Here is a 23,697-nt window from a genome sequence, read left to right as displayed (position 1 = left end):
ACCGAATGACAAATAAACAACCTGCCATCTCCATTACGCGCCGCCTTGAGTTTGACTCCGGGCATCGTATTCCCAATCATGATGGTCAATGTCGACATCTGCATGGACATCGCTATGCAATAGAAGTCACGCTGACTGGTGAAGTGGCTGATCATCCTGGCAAAGCAGATGATGGCATGGTGCTCGACTTTGGCGATATCAAACGCTTAACAAACCAATACGTAGTAGATCTTTGGGATCATGCATTTTTGGTGGCTAAAGAGGATGAAGGGCTGGTTGCATTCTTGTCAACCTTACCTGATCACAAGACGGTCATCATGGAGCATGTCCCAACTGTTGAGAACTTAGCTAACGCGGCCTTTGTAATATTGAAACCCGTTTTCAGTAAAGCTTTTAGTGGCCGCTTAGAGCTCTCTTCTATTCGTCTTTATGAGACGCCCAATTGCTGGGCTGACGTGCATGTTGTGTAAATGACGCAAACAGAGCTTGACCAGCAATATATGCGTATGGCAATTGAGCAAGCTCAGTTGGCAGCGCAATCAGGTGAGGTTCCTGTAGGCGCAGTGCTAGTTCGGGATGGCCAAGTCATATCGAGGGCATTTAACAAGCCGATTGCAAACCATGATCCTAGTGCTCATGCTGAAATGCTGGCCTTGCGAGAAGCAGCGCTAGCCGAAGAGAATTACCGTATCCCTGGCAGCACCTTATATGTCACTCTTGAGCCGTGTGCGATGTGCTCCGGTGCTATGCTCCATGCTAGGATTGATCGAGTGGTTTATGGGGCGCAAGACCCCAAAACAGGCTCTGCTGGTAGCGTGCTAGATATATTTTCTTCAAAACAGATTAATCACCAGACCAGTGTTGAAGGTGGCATCATGAGTGAAGAGTGCGGTCAATTGCTGCGTGATTTTTTTAAGGGGCGACGTTGAAATCCATTCACCTCATTGCTCCTTCTGGAGCAAGCTTAGATAGTAAAAGCCCATTGGCTGGTATTGACTGGTTTGGACATCAAGGTATTACTATCTATAACGTAGATTGCGTACATCGTGGCCATGAACGCTTCGCTGGCAATGATGATGAGCGTCTTACTGAGTTAAATGCCATATCCAAATTAGAACCTCAGACTGTAGTGATGTCTATGCGCGGCGGCTACGGTCTCCATCGCTTGCTACCCGGTATTGAGTGGCAAGCAATTGCAAAGGCTATTCAAAACGGCTTGCAAGTATGTGGTCATAGTGATTTCACTGTCTTTCAGTTGGGATTGCTAGCAAAAACTGGTGCCATTTCTTTGGCTGGTCCGATGCTGAACTATGACTTTGGAAGGTTAGGTGATGATGGTTCACCGGTAGTGCCGGATGAGTTTATGTGGAAGCATTTCCAGGCCGCAGCTCAAGACCGAAGACTAGATTGCCAAGTGTCGACCCCACAATCTTTCTTGGGTAATAAAGACGCGCACTCAATCACAGGTTTATTGTGGGGCGGTAATTTAACGGTTCTGGCTGGTTTAGTTGGCACACCATATCTTCCAAGCGCTCAGCAAACGCAAGGCGGGATCTTATTTTTGGAAGATGTGAATGAGCATCCTTATCGAATTGAAAGAATGTTGATGCAACTTTTAGATGCAGGCATTCTTGCAAATCAATTAGCCATATTGTTGGGTGGATTTTCTGCCTATCGTCTTTACGACAACGATAAGGGGTATTCGCTCGAGCGCGCTATTGAGGCGATACGCAAACGTTTGCCGGAAGCGATTCCAATTTTGACCGGGCTGCCATTCGGACATCAGGCCAATAAATTAACTTTGCCTGTTGGTGCGCAAGCCGATTTACATTTCAATTCAAATGGATTTGAACTTAAAGCACAGTGGTAATGTTTACTGAGACCAGTGTGGGAAACTCTTTTTTTAAAAGTCTTTTAGTTTTCATTGCACTCACCTTTACTGGAGCAGTCATGGCAACCGAAGAGCCAAAATATGCTGTTCTCGAAAAAGAACCACCCTTTGAAATCCGCTCTTATGCACCCATGATTGTTGCTGAGGTACAAGTTGAGGGTGATTTAGATGAGGCCTCGAGCCAAGGATTTCGCTTGATTGCTGCTTATATTTTTGGCCAGAATCAAGTGAGCGAAAAAATTGCAATGACTGCGCCAGTGACAGTCGAAGATCAAGCGGTGAAGAGCGCAAAGATTGCAATGACTGCACCGGTAGGAATTGAGTCTAAAGCCGGCAAATGGACAGTGTCGTTCGTGATGCCTGCTGAATATACGATGGAATCGATACCCAAGCCCATGAGTCCGCAAGTGCAATTGCGCCAAATTCCCGCAGTAAAAAGGGCAGTCATTAGTTTTAGTGGTTTTTATAATAGCCAGAAAGTGGCCGAGAAAACGCTAGAGCTGGAGCAGTGGATGAAGTCTCGTAATTTGCAAAGTGCCGGCACTCCTAATTTCGCACGTTATAACCCGCCTTGGACTTTGCCCTTCATGCGTCGCAATGAAGTCATGATCACCTTACGTGACTAGTTCTTAGCTTCGAAGCTCTTCAATAAAAATTGGCCGCCGCCATTGATGCCTAAAGCCTTCGTTAAGGTCGGTAGTGCCTGGGCCAGATGTTTTTCTAGAGTCCAGGGTGGATTGATAATAAACATCCCGCTAGCTTGCAAACGGCGCTCACCTGGCGCATTTTCAACTCGTAACTCTGTATGTAACCACGAGCGTTTATGTGCGGTAGCAATTTTTTTCAGACGGTCAGGTAGAGCTGCCGATTCTCTTCTAGAAAGTACCGGGTACCAAATTGCATAGCAGCCCGTGGCGAAGCGTTGCAGCGCCTCTTCCATGGCGAGCTCAAGATAACGATAGTCTTGCTTGTCTTCGTAAGAAGGGTCAATTAATACGAGACCGCGTCGACTAGGAGGGGGCAGTAGTCCCTTGAGTCTGGCAAAGCTATCCTCAGCATAAATATCAATCTGTTTAGACTGTTTTAGTTCGCCAATATTGTGGCGCAGAATATCGATCTCTTTGGGGTGCAGCTCAAAGAGCTTGAGTCGATCTTGTGGACGCAGCAGGCGTGCCAGAATAAAGGGGGAGCCAGGATAGGTATTTAGATGGCCCTCAATGTTCTCAGCATCAATGCACTTCAAGTACTCTTGGATGCTCTCGGGGATTGGGGTGTTTGCGTGATGGCAAGTTTCTACATATTGCTTGAGGCGAAAGATTCCGCCATCAGCTTCTTTACTCACTGTAGAAAAGCCATCTTGCAAACTATAGATGCCAGCACCTGCATGGGTATCAACAAAGGTAATGGCAACAGGCTTCTCTTGAAGGTATTGAACCAAGTGAATTAAGGTAAGGTGCTTCAGGATGTCTGCGTGACTTCCCGCATGAAATGCATGTCGATAGCTAAACATCTTGAATTATTCTGCCTTGCGAGGCGCTTGAGTAAATTGCGCCTTGACATAAAAGACTAGGGTGAAGGCCACTATGGCAATGGAGAGATACTGCAATGGCAGATTTAAGTCCAGATCCATGATTTGCGTAAGGTGGGCGTACATTGCGATAACGCCGCCAAGCGCAATCAGATGCGACCAGATTTTTCTTGGCCCAAGTTGATTTTCCGGAAATTGATTAGCCGCTAGGGCCCCGAGCATTCCACACCAAATACCAACACCTGCGCCACCTAAAACGTCGGTGAGCCAATGGGCGCCTACAGCGCTACGTGATAAGCCCACTAAAGTGGCAAGCAAAAACAGCAGCATCAATGAATCACGTTTAACTTTACCTACGGAAAAATACAAGGCGCTTGCAATAGCAAATGCAGTGAGCGTATGACCAGATGGGAAGGCTTTATGGAGTAACGCTTCACCAATGCGATAAAAGCTGCCATCGGTTAGGACGCCTGCAGGTCTTGGCAGGTCGAAGAGGCCTTTTAAGACTGTGCTTGCTAATGCGGCTATCCCGCCAGCAAAAATTCCAGCAGTCAGCATCCTTGGCGCAAGTAACAGTAATGGAAAGGCAAGTGCAAACACTCCCCAACCATTACCAAAAAAAGTAAGCCAAGCCCAAAGGGTGTCTGGCAGTAATTGCGTAAAGCGGTTAATGAATAAAAAAGTACTGCTTTGAAACTCACCAAAGTAAATTACGCAAGCGAGCGCAATTGGAGCTAATGGAATGAACCAAGAAAATGTGGGAATTGCCTTTTTGCTCATCCAGCTTAGCGAGCCTTTGCCTTGTCAGCATCTTGCAATTGCTTGATTACTTTATCCAGGACTTGTGGAACGGTGATGGCCTGCATGCACACGTTGTCTTGACAAGGGGTTTTACGGTGATTGGCAGCACTTACGCAGGGCGAGCAAGCTAGATTGGCAGTGATCGCAATGGAATTGCCAACAGAACCATAAAGGGCTGGAGTCTCCGGTCCAAAGAGAACGACTGTTCTCAATGGCGTCACGGCTGAAAAGTGACCAGGACCAGAGTCGTTGGTAACCATGACATCTGATAGCGTGTACAACGGTGGCAGCTCAGCAAAGCCGACCTGTCCAGCAAAATTTAATGCATTTTTAACATTGGCAACAGCACGAACTTTTTCTACGTAGACAAACTCAGTAGGTGAGCCGGTAATTAAGATGAGATCGTTGGGATATTGCTGATGGATTGCTTGAATCAATTCAGAAAAACGCTGTTGTGCCCAGCGGCGTTGTGGAAGAAGATCGCTTGCATTCGGATTGATCAGAATGAGACGATCCTTCCCCGAGATGTAATTGATGCGGGCCTCTTTAGCCATTTTTTCAATACGCTCGCGCACCTTTTCGAGGGCGCTTGGATTGATGACGGCTTGCTCGAGGCGTACTTCAGAGTCCGGAATCTCAATCTTGCTAAATGGAACTTCAATTTTTTGGGCAAACGCCGCATGAATTAAAGATAGAAAATTCTTAGTAATGTGAATATGCGGGTTGTAATGCACCTTGCGAGTGAGCATGAAGCCGCGCCACAATCCTTCACCATGAAAAATGTGATACCCCACGCGACGACGAGCGCCACACATGCCAGTCAGTAGGGCAGTAAATCGAGAGAACAACTCTAGGTCAATAACGGTATCAATACGGTGCTTGCGAGCAAGTATCAGAAAGCGCAGCGTATCTTTAATTAAGCCACCTAAGCTAGATGAGTCAATTGTGAAGATATTTTCTGGTTTAACGGTATTGAGTAAAGTCAGGCTGGCGCGATTGCTTTTGAAGATCAAGAAAAACAATTCTGCTCCACGAGCTTTTGCATTGCGCATTGCAGGATCTACCAGAATGGCGCTTCCCATTTCCGAGAGTTCAATAAAGAGTAATTTTTTTGGAGTCTCTGGGCCGTGATTGAATATATTTTTTATGCGATCAATCAAAGCGATAAATGGGCTAACGATTGCACAAAGAGGCACACCGACCCAATGATCAATCGCGCGCATAGTGTTGACACTAATAGTCATATTTTGGCTCTAAAAAATTATTTTCGTTTTAATAAAAAATAGGCGCCTGGCAACACCGATAAAACAGTAATTGCTCCGTAGCTAATGGAGGCTAATACTGTTAGCGAGGGGTTAACACCCCATAAGGCCAGGACCGATGAAAGGGTAGCTTCACGCAAGCCCCATCCCGAAATGCTAATTGGCAACATGAGCAACAGGCTGAGCGCAGGTAAGCCAATCATTAAGCCTTCAATAGGTGCATCTACACCGTAAGCCTTAAGACAAAAGAGTAGCGTCAAAATAGTGAGGAAATGAATGCCAATCGCCAGGCATGCTTGAGCAATATTGTTAGGCCACGCAAACGCTAGCTGGATACCAGGCATGGCTTTGTTCATATTGAAACGTTCTAAGAGTTTTTGCAGGAGTTGCTTGCTCGGCCCCCAGGCAAGGATAAGGGCGATTGCTACGCCAGCAAGCAGCATTACCGCCATGACTGCGTAGCCCAAATCTTGACCCCAGGCTGCGAGGGTGGCGCCACCCAATATCAAGCCAATCCCGCCTAGTAAATTGTTACCCGCTAAACCAAGAAGGCGATCTACCAACACCATCGAAAAACTTAAACGCAATTTAGGTGTGGCGTGCTCAAGGTCTACTGAGTGATGAAGTTCATCATCCAACTCTTTGGTTTCCGAGAGATTGCCGGTGCTGGTCAAATGCGTTGCAGTAATGGCGCGATAACTATCGCCACCCAAGGTGCTAGGCAGGCCTTGGTTTATGAGACCGCCGGCAAAGTAGAGGCCAATGTAAGAGCGAATACGGCGGGGAAATCCCACTCTTTGCATAAACAAGCCCCAGCGATATCCGCCACAAATAAATGCCAACATCATGCTTACTAGAGCCGCCAAGAACCATAGAGGCTGCATCTGAATATGGGTATCAAATAGTGAGCGCCAATCAATTCCACTCGTTGCTTTCCAAAGCAGAGCAACGGAGAGTAGAACGCGAATAGTAGGCCAAGCCTTCTTGAGAATGGATTTCCACCCCGATTGGGTCTTTGGGGTGGGTTGGGCTGGTGAACTCATAAGCGTAAGGATAATGCCTCGGGCGCCTAAGGTCTTGAATTTGGGGGAATTACTCCGCTTGGCCAGGGCCTTGCCAATGACTGCAGAGGCTAAAGTCAAATTTAGATAGAACTTGACCAAATCGGACGATTTCTAGGCTATCCAAGGGCTCGCAGGCTTGAAAGGCTGCTTTCTTACCCACCGGTATAGGGTATGGCATGCCAGACCAGCTAATCAGAAGTACATTTGCCCCCTTTGGCACATCCCCAAACCAGAGATCAAACTGATCCTGTCTCTGGTCTAAAACATAAACTGGTATAGGTGAAGCATACCAAGCAGCTCGACTTCCTAAGGTCCAGTTTTGAACAGCAATGCCATCGGCTTTAGTGGCCTTAGCAAGGCCTGCTGCCTTTTGACCCGCCACTTTCCAGCCATACAAATCCGCAATTGGATTGGACTTGACTGAGGCCGAACTAATACCGCCTGACAATACGTATCCAAAGCCGATGCAACATAAAGCAATTTGAACAAAAAATAAAATACGAATCCAGTAACGATGTTGTGTAGCCCAAGCTTTTGCTAAGCCAATTCCGGCAAATGGTGCGAGACAGAACCAAGCAGGCGAAGTCCAGTGAGGAAGTCCACCTCCGCCAGAGAGGCTGACAAAAATTGCAAATGGAATCAAAAAGAATCCGAAGAGCGCAAGCAATGACAGTTTTGTAGCGTGCATGCAGTCTTTTAAAAACACAACAGATCCTAAGATGAAAAGAGGACCAAAGACTAGTATTTGAATGCCGATATAAGCGCCTAGCCTGCGCCAGAGCCATTCTCCACCGCCACCATGGGCAAGTTGATATTTGAATGAAATCCAATCGTTAGCCCAATTCCAATACACGACGGGGGTGATCAGGAGTAGAGCGCTTAGTGTGGCAATCCAAAAACCTACTTTGGTGATCCATGGTTTTCTTGGCGTACTCAAAAATACCAACAGCAACGCAAGCGCAGTAAAAGCGGCCGTGTATTTACTTAAGCCAGCTAGGCCTAACAAAACGCCAGTAATAATCCAATCGCCAATGCTAAATTGGTCTTTACTTAACCACCGTAAAGCCATCCACATCAGACCAAGACTTAATGGCGCAAGTAAAGTATCCGGTAGTAAACCGATCGCCAGAATGTGCAACATGGGTGCAGCGATAACTGTCAAGACTGCCATTAGTCCACATAAGTTTGTTGATGGCAGTGCACTGGTGAGATAGCCAGCGTTGCGCCCACGAATAAAGTGATGCACCTCAACCGTAACTTCATAAACTAAGTAACAAGAGAGAATCCACAACAACTCTGGAATGAGACGAATAATGCCTTCTGAAGAGGTGAGCGTCACTAAGGGCCACTGAATCCAACCCACCAACGGTGGGTGATCAAAATAACTCCAGGCTAAATGTTGGGCATATAGCGCATAGTGGGCCTCATCAACTGAAAACTCTATTGAAAAGCCCAGAGCCAGGTGCACTACCGCGGCAATAAGGACGCAGATTGCAGCCCAGCTGGAAGGTGATTGTTGGCGCATTCGATAATTTTAGTCTCACAAAGACCATTCTTTGGGACAATTAAGACATGCTCAAGCAAGTCCTTTCACTTTTAATCCTTGGTGCAGTCGTATTTTTGACTGGCTGTGCTGGGCTGGGCGGAGAATCTGTGCAAAACGAGGCAGGACAGGCATTTAATGTGGATCAATTGCCGGCGCAAGAAGAGCTACCCAAATTCTCTGCTGAAACTGCGCGTGCTGGCATGCCCAATGGTTGGAACTTTTACCGCATAGCACCCTTTAAAAAGAATACGGTATATCGCCTGGAAAACTATCAAGGCAGAACAGTCTTGAGCGCAAATTCCAAAACATCTGCCTCCGGATTGGCTGTGAAGTTACGCCCCCGTAAGGCAAATAATTTATGGCTGCAGTGGGAATGGAAAGCCATCAACCCAATTGCGAATGCTGATAATGCGGATGCTTACGCAGATGATGCTCCGCTACGTATCTTGGTTGCATTCGATGGCAATAAGTCAAAGTTACCCTTAAAAGAAAAAATGACTTTTGAAATGGCCAATCTGATTAGTGGCCAAGAAATGCCGTATGCCACACTGATGTACATCTGGTCCGGAAAGTCCCCTGTGGATGCCATCATTCCAAATGCGCATACCTCTCGCATCAAAATGATTGTGGTGGATTCTGGTTGGGATGGTTTGGATCAGTGGCATAAGCATCAGCGTGATTTAGCGGCCGACTATAAGCGTGCCTACGGTGAGAGCCCTGGTCAGGTCATTGGTATCGCCTTACTCACCGATACAGACAATACCAAATCAGAAGCGCGTGCGTATTATGGTGATATTGAACTTATTCGCAAGAATCAAAAATAAATTACTTCCAAATAAGTGACAATATGCAAGTAAGCAATGCTTCTTATTTGTTAATGCGCAGGACGCCAGCGCTTGAGTAGTAAGGCGTTGCTAAGAACACAGAAGCTCGATAAGGCCATGGCACTACCAGCTAGCATGGGTGACAGATAACCGAGCGCTGCCAATGGAATCCCGGTAGCATTAAAGATAAAAGCCCAGAATAAATTTTGCTGAATCTTTTTCCAGGTCCGCCTGGAGATATCGATAGCATTCGCAACCAGAGTGGGATCACCTCGCATTAAGGTAATCCCGGCAGCTTGCATGGCCACATCAGTGCCCGTAGACATTGCCATACCCACATCTGCAGTTGCCAAAGCAGGGGCATCATTCACGCCATCTCCTACCATTGCAACAAATTGACGTTCACCATCTTTCGATTGGAGTTGGCGAATAATTTCTACTTTATTGCTTGGCATAATTTTTGCAAACACTTCTTGAATGCCAATCGTTTTGGCAACACGATTGGCTGCAGCTAGATTGTCACCAGAAAGCATTACTGCGCGAATATGCAACTTATGTAGTGAAGTAACCGCCTCTTGAGCGTTATCTTTGAGTTCATCTCCAAAGGCAATGATCGCAATGGGTGAGGAAGGATTTTCTTGATTCATTAATACGGAGATGGTTTGACCGGCATCAAAACAGGCTTGTGCCTTTGCAAGTATTGCGGAGTAGTGTGGATTGCCTTCTAACGATGCAATGCTTTGTAGGTTCAGACTAAGGCCCAGAAAAACGCCAGCGCTTGGCCTGCCGCTGATACCAATGCCGGGCAGGGCTTTGCTGTCTGTTGGCGTGATGGGATTTAAGCCCCTTTGTTTAGCGGCATCTAACAGTGCTTTTGCAAGAGGGTGCTCACTACCAAGCTGTAAACCTGCTGCACTCGCGAGAATGTCATCAACCGCATATGAATCACCAAAAGGAATAATCTCTAGCAGTCTTGGTTTGCCAATAGTGAGGGTGCCTGTTTTATCGAAGGCCACTATGTTTAAGCGATGCGCTAACTCTAATACCTGTGGATCTTTGATGAGGATTCCAAAACGTGCTGCCACGCCAGTCCCTGCCATGATGGCTGCAGGTGTTGCAAGACCCAGGGCACATGGACATGCAATAACGAGAACTGAGACTGCGCGCAATATGGCGACAGATGCAGAGTCCAAATAAAACCAGTTCGCTAATCCAGTAATGATTGCAATCCCAATCACGCTAGGAACAAAAATTGCACTTACTTGATCGACTAATTTTTGTATAGGTGCTTTTTGGGTTTGCGCATCCTCTACTAAAGAAATAATTTTTGAGAGAACGCTCTCAACGCCTACCGCCTGGGCCTCGATCACTAACAGGCCTTCCCCATTGAGTGAGCCGCCAATGACCTTTTCACCAAGATGCTTTTTGACGGGGTCGCTTTCTCCCGTGAGGAGGGATTCATCAATATGGCTATTGCCAAGCAAGATGATTCCATCTACCGGAATACGTTCACCGGGCAACACTAAAACTCGGTCTTTTGGAAAGACTTGATCTAAAGGAAGATCGCGAAATTGGTCTAATGCAGAGTTCTCGCTGATAACAATATTACGATCGATGACTTTGGCATGCTCCGGCCATAGCTTTTGTAATGCGCGTATTGCTTCACTAGTTTGTTGCTTGGCTCTTGCTTCCAGCCATTTACCAAGCATGACCATGCATATAATGACAGCCGATCCTTCAAAATAGAGTCCATGACTTGCATGGGGTGATGCAATCATTTGATACACACTTAATCCGTAGGCTGCACTTGTGCCGAGCGCGACTAATAAATCCATATTGCCAACACCCGACATCAGAGATTTGAAGCCTGCTTTATAAAAGCGCCATCCTAAAAAGAATTGCACTGGAGTTGCAAGTAATAGTTGCCATGTCGGTGACAGTGACCAATGAATGCCAAAAGGCATGAGGAACATGGGTAGAAAGAGTGGAGCTGAAAGGCTAAAGCCTAGAATGACGCGACCCAGACCATCAGTCCCCCAGAACAATTTAGAGGGGGCTAACTCAGGAATGCCGTGGGGCGCACTGATTTTGGCTGAATAACCTGTTTTTTGTACTAAAGCGATGATGTCATCGATTTTGACCCCGGAATCAGCGTTTACGCGAATTTTGGCTTGTTCAGTTGCCAAATTCACGCTGGCCGCTTCCAGGCCGGGAATCTTGTCTAGAGCCTTTTCAACCCTGCCAACACAAGAGGCGCAGGTCATCCCGCCGATATCTAGAGTAAATAGCTCTGAATTAGTGTCTTTTTGGGGATCCATGTAGAAGATAATCTACTCTATACAAGCTATTTTCACAGCAAAAGGCCCTATATGTTGAGTTTAAAAGTTTCCGGAATGATCTGTGGGGGCTGCATTAATGCCGTCACTCGGGCAGTGCAGGCTCAGGACCCTCAGGCTAAAGTTCAGGCGGATTTGGCAGGTCAGACCGTCACTCTTGAAACTACTCTATCTGCTGCGCAGGCGAGTCAGCTCATCACAGATGCCGGCTTTCCAGTCATTCAATAGTAATTGTTTAGAATGTCGGCAAACATAACAAAACCCGTAGTTTTTGTTCCTAAAGGATCGTGATTTATGTTCTTCAGTAAGTTAATGCCTCACGATGGTAATTTCTTCGAGCTATTTAATGAGCACGCTAGCAATATCGTTTCCGCCTCCGAATCTTTTTTGAAGTTCGTTGAGTATTACAGTGATGAAACCTTGCGCGCTAAGTACACCCAAGAGGTAGATAAAGCTGAGCATGCTTGTGATGATGTTGTGAAAGAGGTGCATCGTCGTTTGCATAAGACCTTCATCACACCTATAGACCGCGACCAAATTTTTTCACTCATCAATACGATGGATGACGTAGCTGATTTATTGCAAAACGGCACTGAAGCAATGCACTTGTATGACGTGAAGCAAATGACGCCAGAGATGTTGCAAATGGCGGAGCTTTGCAATCAGTGCTGCATCAGCATGAAGAATGCTGTTGCTACATTAAAAGACATTTCTGATCCAGAAGTAGCTAAAGCAGCGTTAAAGACTTGTGATGAAATTGATCACCTGGAGTCTGGGGCTGATCGCCTACTATCTACTGCTATTACTAGGTTGTTCCGTGAAGACATCGAGGTGCGTGAGCTGATTAAGTGCCAGCGTATTTATGAGTTGCTCGAGGAAGTTACCGATAAATGTGAAGACGTTGCCAACTTGGTTGAAGGCATTGTTCTTGAAAACTCTTAAGGCGAATTAAGTTGCCAGCGACAGAAGTAGCCTTTTGGGTTGTAGCGCTATTAGTAGTGCTAGCTCTTGCATTTGATTTCATGAACGGCTTTCATGATGCTGCTAACTCTATTGCGACGGTGGTTTCTACTGGCGTTTTAAAGCCGCAACAGGCAGTGGTGTTCGCTGCCTTCTTTAACTTTCTTGCAATATTCATTTTCCATTTAAGTGTTGCTGCTACTGTGGGCAAGGGAATTGTGCTTCCTGCCGCGGTGGATCTCCACGTGATCTTTGGCGCATTGGTTGGCGCCATCATCTGGAACTTGGTGACTTGGTTCTATGGCATTCCATCAAGCTCTTCTCATGCTTTGATTGGTGGGTTGCTAGGAGCGGCGCTGCCTAAGGCGGGACTTGCCGGCTTAGTTTGGGCAGGTATTATCAAAACCGTTGCTTTTATCTTCATCTCCCCATTGGTTGGATTTCTTTTAGGCTCCTTGATGATGTTGCTGGTGTCATGGGTTTGCCGAAATGTCACACTCTCTAAAACCGATCGCTGGTTCCGCCGTCTGCAATTGGTTTCTGCTGGCGCATATAGCCTTGGACACGGCGGTAATGACTCACAAAAAACGATTGGCATTATTTGGCTGTTACTCATCATTACTGGCTATACAGATGCCAGCGCAAGTATGCCGCCAATATGGACAATTGTTTGCTGCTATATCGCTATTGCGATGGGCACAATGTTTGGTGGTTGGCGGATTGTTAAAACCATGGGTCAAAAGCTGACAAAACTCAAACCAGTAGGAGGCTTCTGTGCTGAAACTGGTGGCGCCATTACTTTGTTTGCGGCAACAGCCTTGGGTGTTCCTGTTTCGACTACCCACACAATTACTGGGGCTATTGTCGGCGTTGGTTCAACTCAGAGAGCCAGCGCGGTCCGCTGGGGTGTCGCTGGAAACATCGTTTGGGCCTGGATCTTCACCATCCCAGCCACGGCTTTGATGTCGATGGCAGTCTATTACCTGAGTTTGCTGATTTTCTAATGCGATAGACGGAAGGTGCTCAAGGGCGCTTTCAGCAAATATTGGCGGCTACGAGTAAGCTAGCGCTAATTAAGAAAATACTAAAAAACCTAGAAGTCCATTCTAGATTTATCCATATTAGGAGAATGTAGTGTCGGTTACACCAGAGTTGATACAAGCAGCGCTAAAAAACTTAGTTGATCCCAATACGAAAATTGATTTTGTTACGGCAAGGAATATTAAAAATCTCCGCGTAGAGGGCGGCGATATTTCTTTAGATATTGTGCTGGGATATCCCGCTAAAAGCCAGTTCGACTCGATTCGTAAATCGGTAATCAATGCCTTGCGTGAATTATCAGGCGTCAAAAATGTGAGCGTCAATATCTCTAGTCAAATCGTTGCGCATGCAGTGCAGCGTGGAGTGAAGTTATTGCCCGGCGTAAAAAATATTATTGCAGTGGCTAGCGGTAAGGGTGGAGTAGGGAAGTCCACAACAGCCGTGAATCTCGCCCTAGCTCTTGCTGCGGAGGGTGCGCAGGTCGGTATTTTGGATGCGGATATTTATGGCCCAAGTCAGCCAATGATGTTGGGTATTACCGGTAGGCCAGACTCTATTGAAGAAAATACGATTGAGCCAATGGAAGCCTATGGTTTGCAGGCAAGTTCGATCGGTTTCTTGATTGATGACGATGCACCCATGGTGTGGCGTGGACCGATGGTGACTTCAGCCCTTGAGCAGTTGCTTCGCCAAACCCGTTGGCGTGATCTTGACTACCTGATCGTAGATATGCCGCCTGGTACGGGAGATATTCAATTGACTTTGGCGCAAAAGGTTCCCGTTACAGGATCAGTCATTGTTACCACGCCTCAAGATATTGCTTTGCTAGATGCTCGTAAAGGCCTCAAGATGTTTGAGAAGGTGGGTGTACCCATCATTGGCATTATTGAAAATATGAGCACTTACGTTTGCACTCAATGTGGACACGAAGAGCACGTATTCGGTACTGGCGGCGGTGAAAAAATGTGTAAAGAGTACGCTGTAGATTTCTTGGGCTCCTTGCCCTTGAATCTTTCGATTCGTGAGCAGGCTGATGCTGGGCGCCCAACAGTAGTGGCTGATCCAGATGGCGCTATTAGTGCTATCTATAAAGGTATTGCTAGACAGGTAGCCATTCGTGTTGCTACTCTATCTAAAGACATGAGCAGTAAATTTCCGAACATTGTGGTTCAAAACACCTGAGGCTCTGAACATTTATGCGCTTTGCAGTGCTAATGCGTAAACAGAATATTGATAACCCATGGGTCTCGTTCCGCTGGGTGCCTCAGGAAGTATTGCCTGATTTTGGGCAATTTAATAGTCAACAAAGTAAATCCATTGTGGGTCAGTTTCTTGGGCGCGATGCTGATGGTGAATCCTGGCTATTCACAGGCTATGAACTTGATCTCTTTCCGGATGAGGCTGAGGGCTACTATCTCAATGTTTCTGCTACTACGCCCGCATGGTTTGTCATGTGGCGCTTGGAAGAAGATATTGAGCGTTATATCGACGAGCAATCGCTTTCCTTGGCAAAATCTGAAGATTCCTTTGCAGTACCCCATCGCATTTGTGTCAGTTATAACGAAGCCGCTCGCTTACTCGATGGTGGTGAGTCGGTTGATACGATACCGCTGAGTGAGCAGCATGCATCGTGGTTGCAAGAGTATGTCAATGACAACTATCGGCCGGAACCCAAAAAACGCCATAAGCCAGCTTCATTCAAGGGCGCGCAACGCCCTATGGAGGAATAATGGCTGATGGATTTCTGGGACGTTGGTCTAAGCGTAAAGCGGGTAAAGAAGATGTCTCGCCAGAAAAAAAAGTAGAGGTTCCTAAAGAGGCTGATCAGGCTCAACTCGTTGAGGGCGCTCAAGAGGCTGCACCTCCGCCAGCTACCCTAGAGGATGTAGTCAAGATCGATCGTTTCGATCCAGACTTTTCTGCTTTTATGAAGCCGGATGTAGATCCCGCTGTTCAGCAGGCTGCTCTAAAGAAAATGTTTACCGATCCCCATTTCAACATCATGGATGGATTAGATATTTATATTGATGACTACAGTAAGCCGGATCCACTGCCACCTGGAATGCTGGAGAGAATGGTGCAGAGCGATATGCTCAACCTTTTCCGCAAATCGAGCGAAGAGCTTGGTCCAGAATCCCAGCAAAGCGTAAACCTAGCACCTGACCCGCGTCTTGAGGGCCGCACATTGGCAGCCGAACAGCAAACTGATTTAACATCCACACAACAAAAACCTACAGATCAGTTGGAAGAAGTACCCAATAAGGCATCAATAGAGTCTGAACAGAAAAAAACCTAAGAAGATAGCGCATGAGTCAAAAATTAGTCTGCAACTGTAATGGCACCATGCCTTTGGATGCAAAAGCTATCGGGGTTCCGATTCATCAATCCTTGTGCAGGCAGGAGGTCGGCTCTTTTTTAAAAGCGCTAGATGGTTCTGATTCTCTGGTGATAGCGTGTACACAAGAGGGTGCACTTTTTAGTGAGCTCGCTGACCAAGCTGAAAAGCCATTAGTTGCGCCACTGCGTTTTGTCAATATACGTGAAGTAGCTGGTTGGACTCAAGAGGCTAAAACATCCGGACCTAAAATTGCTGCGTTGTTAGCTTTAGCTGACATGCCTGAGGCTGAACCTGTTCCTGTTGTGAATTATGAAAGCCAGGGACGATTATTAATTATCGGCGCTGGGTCACAAGCCATTCCTTGGGCTGAAAAATTAAGCCCATCATTAGATGTTTCTGTCTTATGTACGCAGCCCGGTGACTTGCCGCTGACCCGTAGCTACCCAATCTTTACTGGCGCAGTAACCAAGTTGGATGGTTATCTAGGCAACTTTTCAGTAAATTGGGATTTGCAAAATCCGATTGACCCAGAGATGTGTACTCGCTGTGGGGCCTGTGTTGAAGCGTGTCCTGAAAGTGCCATTGATCTTTCCTTCCAGATTGATTTAGGTAAATGTAAATCCCATCGTGACTGCGTTACTGCATGTGCCAGCATTGGCGCCATTTCTTTTGATCGCAAAGAGCGTGAACGTAATTCAGAATTCGATTTAATTTTGGACCTACGTGTAGACCCCAAAATGCGTATGAGTCAAACGCCCCAGGGTTACTTCGCTCCCGGTGTTGATCCCCTTGAGCAGGCGCTGGCAGTTAATCAACTCTCCGAGATGGTGGGGGAGTTTGAAAAGCCTAAATATTTTGCCTATAACGAAAAAATTTGTGCTCATGGCCGTAATGGCAAAGTAGGTTGCAGCGCTTGTATTGATGTTTGTTCAACAGGCGCTATTGGTTCAATCTTTAAAAATGGCCAAGGTTCTGTAGAGGTCAATCCAAATCTTTGTATGGGTTGCGGAGCTTGTGCAACTGCATGCCCTTCCGGGGCAATGCGTTACAACTACCCAAGCGTTGCTCATCAGGGCAAAGAACTCAAAACGGTAGCGAGCGTCTTTACCGCCGAAGCTAAAAAGATTAATCAAGCGATGGCCCCCAGCTTGCTTTTACATACCCTAAAAGCGGGTACGCAAATGATTGATGGCTTGGGCAGATCAGCGCATGTTATGCCAAAGCAATACGAAGGCCTCCCTGCATTTGTGATTCCTTATGGCATTGAGCATATTGCCTCTACTGGTTTGGACTTATGGCTGGGCGCACTGACGTATGGTTTTGCGGAAGTGACTTTGTTGTTAAGTGGAGACGAGGATCCTGCCTATTGTGCAGTACTTGAAGAGCAGGTAGTTTTAGCAAATAGCATTCTGAATGCGTATGGCTTTGACGATCGCATTCATCTGATCTTGGCTAGTTCTGCTGAAGATATGGCGACGGTGTCTAAAGCAATGGGCGTATTACGTCAGCGAGGAGCACTCAGTCCGATCTGCACTCCTGCAAGTATTGGTTTATCGAATCAGAAACGCGAAACGCTTGAGGCAGTCTTAGAGCATTTGCAAAAACATGCGAAGACTCCGTTGCCAGAGATGGGCGCTGCACTTCCAAAGTCTTCCTTGTTAGGGGGCCTGACAATGAATAAAGATGCTTGCACCTTGTGCATGTCTTGTGTGAGTGGCTGCCCTGAAGGCGCGCTTTTAGATAATCCCGATGAACCCATTCTTTCTTTTATTGAGAAGCAGTGTGTTCAGTGCGGCATCTGCGTGCAAACCTGTCCCGAGAAGGCCTTAACCCTTATGCCTCGTTTGCAAACCGTTGAGCAACGCAAGCAACGGACTACCTTGAATGAAACCCAGGCATTCCATTGCATCAGCTGCGGCAAGCCTTTTGGAACACTTAAGATGGTTGATTTGATGCTCAGCAAGCTTGGAGCGCATGGTGCTTTTGCTGGAGCTGCAATGGATCGATTGAAGATGTGTAGTGATTGTCGAGTGGTAGATATGGTGAAAAAAGAAACATGAGCGAAATTGCGAAAGAAGCAGCAAAAGAGAATCTATCCGCCGAAGTAGGCGATGTAGGCTTGCCTGAGGATTTGGCTAGGGCCGATTTATATGGCTTGATCGCCCGCTTTTTTCAGATGCCGCCCGATCAAGAGCTTTTAGATCAAATTGCCGCTACCGCCGATCAACAAGATGCTGCCGATGAGGCGCCCTTGGCTAAGGTTTGGATGGACGTAGTGGAGGTCGCTAAAAATAATCCCGCTAAAGCTTGGCATGATGAGTTTGATTTGAATTTCATCAGTGTTGGTAAGCCGAATGTCATTTTGAATGGCTCCTTTTACATGGCAGGCCATCTAAATGAAAAGCCCTTAGTGAATATTCGCAAGGCTTTAGAGGGTTTTGGGCTTGAGGCCGCAGAAGAGGTGACTGAAACTGAAGACCACATCTCAGCCCTCAGTGAGGTCATGCGTTATCTCATCGCTGGGGATGACGTGGAGATCTCAAACCTTACAAATCAAAGGGGTTTTTTCAATGAGCATATTCGTCCCTGGTATGACGAATTTTGCGATGCTATAGAAGGCATACCGGAGATGCATCTGTATCACCCAATCGCAGCCCTAACTAGGGAGTTTCTAGCAATCGAAGGGCAAGGCTTTGACATGATTTGATGTTGCATCGCAATATAAATATTGCCTTAATAACTAATAGTTACACCAATATGTCAAAAATGCGATTTCCTATTACACTTGATGCAAATCAAGAATAATCCGATAGGAGCATGCAATGACCACTAAATCCAAGGTTGCTTTAAGCGAAGAAAACAAGCCGTCGCGCCGTAAGTTCTTTATTGGTGCAAGCGCTGCAGTTGGAGCTGTCGCTGTAGTGAGCCAAACTCCAGTTGGCAAAGCAGTTATCCAAGAAATTACTGGCGCTAAAGCGGTGCAAGATGTTGGTCAAACGATGACTGCTCACATGCGCAAGTACTACGAATCCACTCTGATTTAACAATCTTCGTTTCACTGTTTCTAAATAAATATAAAAACTTTCTCAGGGACATCATATGAGTCTGACTCGTAAATCCAATACCCCACAAAGCAGTCGTTCCACATCGCGCCTGATCGGTAGTCTGTCACGCGGCTTAAAAGCTGCTGTTCCAACGATGGATCGCCGCACATTCCTCAAGCGGTCGGGCGTAGGGGTTGGCGCTGGTATCGCTGCTAGTCAATTAAGTTTTGTTCAAAAAGCATCTGCTGAGCAAAGCAAGGCAATGCTAGATGGCAAGGGAAAGATTGAGGTTAAGAGATCTATTTGTACCCACTGTTCTGTGGGCTGCGCAGTAGATGCCACCGTTGAGAATGGCGTATGGGTCCGTCAAAACCCAGTATTTGATTCCCCAATTAATATGGGTGCTCACTGTGCTAAAGGCGCTGCCTTGCGTGAGCACGGACATGGTGATTACCGTTTGCGTTACCCAATGAAGTTGGTTGATGGAAAGTACCAACGCATTTCTTGGGATCAAGCCTTAACTGAAATTACCGCTCAGATGAAGGATATTCGCCAGAAATATTCTCCGGATGCAATGTTCTTCATCGGCTCCTCCAAACACAATAATGAACAGTCCTACTTACTCCGTAAGTGGGTCTCTTTCTTTGGCACAAACAATACAGATCATCAAGCTCGTATTTGTCACTCCACAACAGTAGCGGGTGTTGCAAACACCTGGGGCTATGGTGCGATGACCAATAGCTACAACGACATGATGAATGCCAAGGCTGCTTTGTACATTGGTTCAAATGCGGCTGAAGCGCACCCAGTTTCGATGTTGATGTTATTGCACGCAAAAGAAAACGGTTGCAAAGTGATCGTTGTAGATCCACGTTACACCCGTACTGCTGCTAAGTCAGACCAGTACATCCGCATTCGTTCTGGTACTGATATTCCTTTCTTATTCGGTATGCTGTATCACATCTTTAAAAATGGCTGGGAAGATAAGAAGTACATCAACGACCGTGTTTATGGCATGGAAGAGATTCGTAAAGAAGTGATGGAGAAGTGGGCGCCTGCTGCAGTTGAGGAGGCTTGTGGTGTGCCTGAGGCTCAGGTTTACCAAGCTGCTAAAACTATGGCAATGAATCGTCCTAGTACCGTTGTTTGGTGTATGGGTCAAACCCAGCACACTATCGGTAATGCGATTGTGCGCGCCTCTTGTATTTTGCAATTGGCTTTAGGTAACATAGGTAAGTCTGGTGGTGGTACTAATATTTTCCGCGGTCACGATAACGTTCAGGGTGCAACTGACGTTGGCCCTAACCCAGATTCATTGCCGGGTTACTATGGTTTGGCTGCTGGCTCATGGAAGCACTTCTCAACAGTTTGGGGTGTTGACTATGAGTGGATTAAAGGTCGTTATGCGCCTGACATGATGGAGAAATCCGGCACTACTGTGTCTCGTTGGGTTGATGCTGTTCTCGAGAAGAATGACATGATCGACCAGCAGACTAACGTAAAAGGCTTGTTCTTCTGGGGTCATGCACCTAACTCACAAACGCGTGGCCTCGACATGAAGCGTGCGATGGATAAGTTGGATCTCTTGGTAGTGGTTGATCCATATCCAAGTGCTACTGCTGCAATGGCAGCAATGCCTGCTGCAGAAGGACAAGCGGTTAATAAGAATCGCAATGTGTACTTATTGCCTGCAGCAACGCAGTTTGAAACTTGCGGTTCAGCGACAGCTTCCAATCGTTCATTACAGTGGCGTGAGAAAGTAATTGATCCATTGTTTGAATCTGTTCCTGACCACGTGATCATGCAGGCTTTTGCTGATCGCTTAGGCTTCGGAGAAGAGTTGTCTAAGAATTACAAAATGCTTAGTTCCAAATTTGCCGGTAAGCAATGGAAAGAGCCGCAAATTGAAGACATCCTGCGCGAGATTAATCGCTCTTGCTGGACCATTGGATACACAGGTCAAACTCCTGAGCGCCTCAAGGCTCACATGAGAATGGTGGCAACCTTTGATCCGAAGACCTTGAAGTCTCGTGGTGCTGTTGATCCAGTGACTGGCTATGACACTACTGGCGACTACTATGGCTTGCCTTGGCCTTGCTACGGTACAGCAGCTATTAAGCATCCTGGCTCACCAAATCTGTATGACACAAGTAAGAGCGTGATGGAGGGCGGTGGGAACTTCCGCGCTAACTTCGGTGTTGAGCGTGATGGCGTCAGCTTGCTTGCTGCCGATGGATCCCACTCTAAGGGTGCTGCAATTACTACCGGCTACCCAGAGTTTGATCACGTGTTTATGAAGAAATTAGGTTGGTGGGATCAGTTAACTGAAGACGAGAAAAAACTCGCTGAAGGTAAAAACTGGAAGACTGACTTATCTGGTGGTATTCAGCGCGTGGTAATGAAGAATGGCTGTCATCCGTTTGGTAACGCCAAGGCGCGTGCGGTGGTTTGGAACTTCCCAGACCCAGTTCCAATTCACCGTGAAGCGCTCTACAGTACAAACGCTCCAATGATGCGTAAGTACCCAACAGCTGCCGATAAGAAAAACTTCTGGCGCTTGCCAACCCTCTATAAAACTGTTCAAGATCAAAACTTGAATCAGAAGTTATATGAGAAGTTCCCAATCATTCTGACTTCAGGTCGTTTGGTTGAGTACGAGGGTGGTGGTGATGAGACTCGTTCCAACCCATGGTTAGCAGAACTCCAACAAGAAAACTTTGTGGAGATTAATCCTAAGGCTGCAGCAGATCGTGGCATTGAGAACTGGGATTATGTTTGGGTGAAATCACCAACAGGTGCCAAGATCAAAGTACGCGCATTAGTGACTGAGCGTGTTGACCAAGGAACCGCGTTTGTACCATTCCACTTTGCTGGCTGGTGGCAGGGCGAAAATATTCGCAAGTACTACCCAGAGGGTGCTGCGCCGATAGTTCAGGGTGAAGCGGTTAATACTGCAACTACTTATGGTTATGACATGGTGACGATGATGCAAGAAACGAAAACCACAATGTGTCAAATCGAGAAATTTGCCTAAGTCAAAAAATAAGGTCAGGAGAACACAATGGCAAGAATGAAATTTATTTGCGACACGGAGCGATGCATTGAGTGCAACGGTTGTGTCACAGCCTGTAAGAATGAAAACGAAGTACCTTGGGGTGTTAATCGTCGTCGCGTTGTAACGGTGAATGACGGCATCATTGGTCAAGAAAAATCAGTTTCAGTTGCTTGCATGCACTGTAGCGATGCTCCTTGTATGGCCGTATGCCCAGTAGATTGTTTCTACCGCACGGATGAGGGTGTTGTGCTGCACGATAAAGATATCTGTATCGGTTGCGGTTACTGCTCTTTTGCCTGTCCATTTGGCGCACCACAGTTCCTCAGCAAGGGTGCCTTCGGCTCCCGCAGCAAAATGGATAAGTGCACATTCTGTAGTGGCGGCCCAGAAGAAAACGGCAGCGTTGCAGAGTTTGAAAAGTATGGCCGCAATCGTTTGGCAGAAGGCAAGTTACCGCTTTGCGCTGAAATGTGCTCTACCAAGGCATTGATTGGCGGCGATAGTGATGTCATTAGTGGCATCTTTAATAATCGCGTTGCTACCCGTGAGAAGAATGGCAAGTACCCAGGATCCAAAGCCTTTGGTTGGAATACTGCTTACGGTGGACCGGATGCGCCAGCACCTACACCAACGCCTGCTGCAAAAATTCCAGGAGCTCAATAATGAAAGTAAATTTCAAAACTCTCGGTCTGTGTTTTGCAGCAGCAGCTTTGTTGGGGGCTTGCTCTGAGCCTCCAGAAATTGCTGCTAAAGCTGCTAAGCGTCCAGATGTAGCTCCTTATATGGGCGCTAATGATGGATTTATGACTAAGAATTGGACGCCAGGCAATCTGGCTAGTTGGACCGAGTCAATTGACAAGCGCAATCAAGGTCAAAACGAATACAGTCGCGTTAAGTGATCAACTCAATAACAATAAATAAAACGAAAACGTTTAAGGATATGTGTATGAAACGATCATTTTCTAAAGTTCTACGCACTTTGGTAGTGGCTGCAGGTTTGTCACTGACTCTTGCGAGTGGTATGAGCTTGGCTGAGCGTGCACCGATGGCGCCTTTGCCTTCCCCTAGTGGAGTAGACGTGCCTCCTGCATCTGTGCCGGCAAATCCAAACGCTTTGGCCAATGGCACTCAAGCGCAGGCTCAGCCAGCAAATCCATCCATTTTCATGGCGCCAAACAGCGATCCACAAAATTACGTCAGCATTCCTGATAAGCAAGCAGGTGTTTTGATTCAGCGTGCCGGTCAAGAATGGCGCGTGATTCGTAACGGCATCATTACCGTTTATGGAGGCTGGTTATTGGCGATTGCTTTCTTTGGAATTATTGCTGTCTACACCCTCAAAGGCTCAATCAAACTGCATGAGCCATTGTCGGGCATTAAAGTGAAGCGTTTTAGCGCATTTGACCGTATCACTCACTGGGTGATGGCTTTTAGCTTCCTGGCCTTAGCGTTTACTGGTTTGATGATTTTGTATGGCAAATATTTTGCAATGCCATTGATGGGCGGTGTCGCATATGGATCCTTCTTGTTTGTTTGCAAGAATATTCATAATTTTTCCGGCCCATTATTTACTCTTAGCATTGTGATTTTCTTTTTGCTCTTTGCCGGCAAGAATATTCCAGAAAAAGGCGATCTCAATTGGTTGTTAACTTTCGGTGGAATGTTTAGCGGCAAGCATGTGCCTGCTGGCTTCTTCAATATGGGTGAGAAATTTTGGTTCTGGTTTGGTATGACTTTCTTAGGCTTAGTAATTTCTGCCTCAGGATTTGTGCTCGACATGATTGTGCCGTTTATGCAGATAGAGTACCTGCGTGGCACGATGCAAATCGCCAACATCATTCATAGTAGTGCTGCAATCTTGATGACTACTATGGCGATGGGCCACATTTATATCGGTACTATTGGTATGCAAGGCTCAATCGATGGCATGAAGACCGGCTATGTAGATGCTACTTGGGCTAAAGAGCACCATGAGCTCTGGTATGACAAACTGAATAAATAAGGATA

At 46.6% G+C, this 23,697-nt stretch carries 24 protein-coding genes; 18 read left to right on the top strand and 6 right to left on the bottom strand.

The annotated features are described in order from the left end of the window. The first annotated feature begins 5 nt into the window (after positions 1–5). Genes queD through VC182_RS00875 form a run of 4 tightly spaced genes read left to right on the top strand, consistent with a single transcriptional unit; the run spans position 6 to position 2,517 of the window. Positions 6–470, top strand: coding sequence for a 6-carboxytetrahydropterin synthase QueD (gene queD, locus VC182_RS00890; protein WP_072583007.1), 465 nt, complete (start codon positions 6–8; stop codon positions 468–470). Then, positions 471–929 (top strand): tRNA adenosine(34) deaminase TadA, encoded by a 459-nt coding sequence (tadA, locus tag VC182_RS00885; RefSeq protein WP_072583006.1) that lies wholly within the window; start codon positions 471–473, stop codon positions 927–929. Then, positions 926–1,870 (top strand): LD-carboxypeptidase, encoded by a 945-nt coding sequence (locus VC182_RS00880; protein ID WP_072583005.1) that lies wholly within the window; start codon positions 926–928, stop codon positions 1,868–1,870. Before tadA ends, VC182_RS00880 begins: the two co-directional genes overlap by 4 nt. Next, entirely contained in the window at positions 1,870–2,517 is a 648-nt protein-coding gene (locus VC182_RS00875) for an SOUL family heme-binding protein (RefSeq protein ID WP_237767749.1), read from the top strand. The genes VC182_RS00880 and VC182_RS00875 overlap by 1 nt, the downstream gene beginning before the upstream one ends. On the opposite strand, the gene VC182_RS00870 is transcribed toward VC182_RS00875, so the two are convergent. Genes VC182_RS00870 through VC182_RS00850 form a run of 5 tightly spaced genes read right to left on the bottom strand, consistent with a single transcriptional unit; the run spans position 2,514 to position 8,071 of the window. Beyond that, entirely contained in the window at positions 2,514–3,401 is an 888-nt protein-coding gene (locus VC182_RS00870; RefSeq protein WP_072583004.1) for a 23S rRNA (adenine(2030)-N(6))-methyltransferase RlmJ, read from the bottom strand. The two genes, VC182_RS00875 and VC182_RS00870, sit on opposite strands and share 4 nt — an antisense overlap. Before the next feature lie 6 nt (positions 3,402–3,407). Next, a complete protein-coding gene (locus tag VC182_RS00865) occupies positions 3,408–4,199 on the bottom strand; it encodes a phosphatase PAP2 family protein (protein ID WP_072583003.1) in 792 nt (263 codons plus the stop codon). 5 nt (positions 4,200–4,204) lie between these two features. Next, positions 4,205–5,464, bottom strand: coding sequence for a glycosyltransferase family 9 protein (locus VC182_RS00860; protein WP_083564240.1), 1,260 nt, complete (start codon positions 5,462–5,464; stop codon positions 4,205–4,207). Positions 5,465–5,481: 17 nt separating this feature from the next. Beyond that, entirely contained in the window at positions 5,482–6,525 is a 1,044-nt protein-coding gene (locus VC182_RS00855; protein ID WP_216121819.1) for a lysylphosphatidylglycerol synthase transmembrane domain-containing protein, read from the bottom strand. Between the two features lie 49 nt (positions 6,526–6,574). Continuing rightward, positions 6,575–8,071 (bottom strand): ArnT family glycosyltransferase, encoded by a 1,497-nt coding sequence (locus VC182_RS00850; RefSeq protein WP_216121821.1) that lies wholly within the window; start codon positions 8,069–8,071, stop codon positions 6,575–6,577. A gap of 47 nt (positions 8,072–8,118) precedes the next feature. On the opposite strand from VC182_RS00850, the gene VC182_RS00845 reads away from it, so the two are divergent. Beyond that, positions 8,119–8,916 carry a DUF3047 domain-containing protein gene (locus VC182_RS00845; protein ID WP_323484203.1) on the top strand — a complete coding sequence of 266 codons (798 nt, stop codon included), beginning with the start codon at positions 8,119–8,121 and terminating at the stop codon, positions 8,914–8,916. A gap of 50 nt (positions 8,917–8,966) precedes the next feature. On the opposite strand, the gene VC182_RS00840 is transcribed toward VC182_RS00845, so the two are convergent. Then, a complete protein-coding gene (locus VC182_RS00840; RefSeq protein ID WP_323484202.1) occupies positions 8,967–11,234 on the bottom strand; it encodes a heavy metal translocating P-type ATPase in 2,268 nt (755 codons plus the stop codon). 51 nt (positions 11,235–11,285) lie between these two features. Here VC182_RS00840 and VC182_RS00835 point away from each other — a divergent pair, with 51 nt between their 5' ends. From VC182_RS00835 to VC182_RS00775, 13 genes are all read left to right on the top strand, one after another. Continuing rightward, positions 11,286–11,480, top strand: coding sequence for a heavy-metal-associated domain-containing protein (locus VC182_RS00835; RefSeq protein ID WP_323484201.1), 195 nt, complete (start codon positions 11,286–11,288; stop codon positions 11,478–11,480). Between the two features lie 66 nt (positions 11,481–11,546). Next, the gene (locus VC182_RS00830) at positions 11,547–12,194 is read left to right on the top strand and encodes a DUF47 domain-containing protein (protein WP_072582997.1); all 648 of its coding nucleotides are present in this window, start codon (positions 11,547–11,549) and stop codon (positions 12,192–12,194) included. An 80-nt stretch (positions 12,195–12,274) separates the two neighbouring features. Next, positions 12,275–13,216 carry an inorganic phosphate transporter gene (locus VC182_RS00825; RefSeq protein ID WP_370623997.1) on the top strand — a complete coding sequence of 314 codons (942 nt, stop codon included), beginning with the start codon at positions 12,275–12,277 and terminating at the stop codon, positions 13,214–13,216. Positions 13,217–13,346: 130 nt separating this feature from the next. Beyond that, positions 13,347–14,435: an iron-sulfur cluster carrier protein ApbC gene (apbC, locus tag VC182_RS00820; RefSeq protein WP_072582995.1), complete on the top strand. Its 1,089-nt coding sequence runs from the start codon at positions 13,347–13,349 to the stop codon at positions 14,433–14,435. A 32-nt stretch (positions 14,436–14,467) separates the two neighbouring features. Further along, positions 14,468–14,983, top strand: a complete 516-nt coding sequence (locus tag VC182_RS00815) for a DUF3305 domain-containing protein (RefSeq protein WP_237767748.1) — start codon at positions 14,468–14,470, stop codon at positions 14,981–14,983. Beyond that, complete coding sequence (locus tag VC182_RS00810; RefSeq protein WP_323484200.1) at positions 14,983–15,549, top strand: DUF3306 domain-containing protein; 567 nt, start codon at positions 14,983–14,985, stop codon at positions 15,547–15,549. Before VC182_RS00815 ends, VC182_RS00810 begins: the two co-directional genes overlap by 1 nt. Positions 15,550–15,560: 11 nt before the next feature. Beyond that, positions 15,561–17,651 (top strand): 4Fe-4S binding protein, encoded by a 2,091-nt coding sequence (locus tag VC182_RS00805; protein ID WP_323484199.1) that lies wholly within the window; start codon positions 15,561–15,563, stop codon positions 17,649–17,651. Then, the gene (locus VC182_RS00800) at positions 17,648–18,298 is read left to right on the top strand and encodes a TorD/DmsD family molecular chaperone (protein ID WP_216157200.1); all 651 of its coding nucleotides are present in this window, start codon (positions 17,648–17,650) and stop codon (positions 18,296–18,298) included. The genes VC182_RS00805 and VC182_RS00800 overlap by 4 nt, the downstream gene beginning before the upstream one ends. A 115-nt stretch (positions 18,299–18,413) precedes the next feature. After that, positions 18,414–18,635 carry a hypothetical protein gene (locus VC182_RS00795; RefSeq protein ID WP_072582990.1) on the top strand — a complete coding sequence of 74 codons (222 nt, stop codon included), beginning with the start codon at positions 18,414–18,416 and terminating at the stop codon, positions 18,633–18,635. Between the two features lie 55 nt (positions 18,636–18,690). Beyond that, on the top strand, positions 18,691–21,669 hold the full coding sequence (locus tag VC182_RS00790; protein WP_072582989.1) for a formate dehydrogenase subunit alpha: 2,979 nt from the start codon (positions 18,691–18,693) through the stop codon (positions 21,667–21,669). A 27-nt stretch (positions 21,670–21,696) separates the two neighbouring features. After that, complete coding sequence (gene fdh3B, locus VC182_RS00785) at positions 21,697–22,353, top strand: formate dehydrogenase FDH3 subunit beta (protein WP_072582988.1); 657 nt, start codon at positions 21,697–21,699, stop codon at positions 22,351–22,353. After that, positions 22,353–22,589 carry a hypothetical protein gene (locus VC182_RS00780; protein ID WP_323484198.1) on the top strand — a complete coding sequence of 79 codons (237 nt, stop codon included), beginning with the start codon at positions 22,353–22,355 and terminating at the stop codon, positions 22,587–22,589. Before fdh3B ends, VC182_RS00780 begins: the two co-directional genes overlap by 1 nt. Positions 22,590–22,636: 47 nt before the next feature. Continuing rightward, complete coding sequence (locus VC182_RS00775; protein WP_072582986.1) at positions 22,637–23,692, top strand: formate dehydrogenase subunit gamma; 1,056 nt, start codon at positions 22,637–22,639, stop codon at positions 23,690–23,692. Positions 23,693–23,697: the final 5 nt, after the last annotated feature.

Source organism: Polynucleobacter sp. AP-Nickl1-40-C4, from assembly GCF_035012665.1.
Classification (GTDB): Bacteria; Pseudomonadota; Gammaproteobacteria; order Burkholderiales; family Burkholderiaceae; genus Polynucleobacter.
Note: the sequence above shows the minus strand (reverse complement) of the source record. Positions and strands in the feature narration are given on the sequence as shown.

Excerpts from the sequence above, each read along its gene's own strand:
- queD (WP_072583007.1), top strand. The coding sequence starts at position 6 with ATGACAAATAAACAACCTGCCATCTCCATTACGCGCCGCCTTGAGTTT.
- tadA (WP_072583006.1), top strand. The coding sequence starts at position 471 with ATGACGCAAACAGAGCTTGACCAGCAATATATGCGTATGGCAATTGAG.
- VC182_RS00875 (WP_237767749.1), top strand. The coding sequence starts at position 1,870 with ATGTTTACTGAGACCAGTGTGGGAAACTCTTTTTTTAAAAGTCTTTTA.
- VC182_RS00870 (WP_072583004.1), bottom strand. The coding sequence starts at position 3,401 with ATGTTTAGCTATCGACATGCATTTCATGCGGGAAGTCACGCAGACATC.
- VC182_RS00865 (WP_072583003.1), bottom strand. The coding sequence starts at position 4,199 with ATGAGCAAAAAGGCAATTCCCACATTTTCTTGGTTCATTCCATTAGCT.
- VC182_RS00860 (WP_083564240.1), bottom strand. The coding sequence starts at position 5,464 with ATGACTATTAGTGTCAACACTATGCGCGCGATTGATCATTGGGTCGGT.
- VC182_RS00855 (WP_216121819.1), bottom strand. The coding sequence starts at position 6,525 with ATGAGTTCACCAGCCCAACCCACCCCAAAGACCCAATCGGGGTGGAAA.
- VC182_RS00850 (WP_216121821.1), bottom strand. The coding sequence starts at position 8,071 with ATGCGCCAACAATCACCTTCCAGCTGGGCTGCAATCTGCGTCCTTATT.
- VC182_RS00845 (WP_323484203.1), top strand. The coding sequence starts at position 8,119 with ATGCTCAAGCAAGTCCTTTCACTTTTAATCCTTGGTGCAGTCGTATTT.
- VC182_RS00840 (WP_323484202.1), bottom strand. The coding sequence starts at position 11,234 with ATGGATCCCCAAAAAGACACTAATTCAGAGCTATTTACTCTAGATATC.
- VC182_RS00835 (WP_323484201.1), top strand. The coding sequence starts at position 11,286 with ATGTTGAGTTTAAAAGTTTCCGGAATGATCTGTGGGGGCTGCATTAAT.
- VC182_RS00830 (WP_072582997.1), top strand. The coding sequence starts at position 11,547 with ATGTTCTTCAGTAAGTTAATGCCTCACGATGGTAATTTCTTCGAGCTA.
- VC182_RS00825 (WP_370623997.1), top strand. The coding sequence starts at position 12,275 with ATGAACGGCTTTCATGATGCTGCTAACTCTATTGCGACGGTGGTTTCT.
- VC182_RS00815 (WP_237767748.1), top strand. The coding sequence starts at position 14,468 with ATGCGTAAACAGAATATTGATAACCCATGGGTCTCGTTCCGCTGGGTG.
- VC182_RS00810 (WP_323484200.1), top strand. The coding sequence starts at position 14,983 with ATGGCTGATGGATTTCTGGGACGTTGGTCTAAGCGTAAAGCGGGTAAA.
- VC182_RS00805 (WP_323484199.1), top strand. The coding sequence starts at position 15,561 with ATGAGTCAAAAATTAGTCTGCAACTGTAATGGCACCATGCCTTTGGAT.
- VC182_RS00800 (WP_216157200.1), top strand. The coding sequence starts at position 17,648 with ATGAGCGAAATTGCGAAAGAAGCAGCAAAAGAGAATCTATCCGCCGAA.
- VC182_RS00795 (WP_072582990.1), top strand. The coding sequence starts at position 18,414 with ATGACCACTAAATCCAAGGTTGCTTTAAGCGAAGAAAACAAGCCGTCG.
- VC182_RS00790 (WP_072582989.1), top strand. The coding sequence starts at position 18,691 with ATGAGTCTGACTCGTAAATCCAATACCCCACAAAGCAGTCGTTCCACA.
- fdh3B (WP_072582988.1), top strand. The coding sequence starts at position 21,697 with ATGGCAAGAATGAAATTTATTTGCGACACGGAGCGATGCATTGAGTGC.
- VC182_RS00780 (WP_323484198.1), top strand. The coding sequence starts at position 22,353 with ATGAAAGTAAATTTCAAAACTCTCGGTCTGTGTTTTGCAGCAGCAGCT.
- VC182_RS00775 (WP_072582986.1), top strand. The coding sequence starts at position 22,637 with ATGAAACGATCATTTTCTAAAGTTCTACGCACTTTGGTAGTGGCTGCA.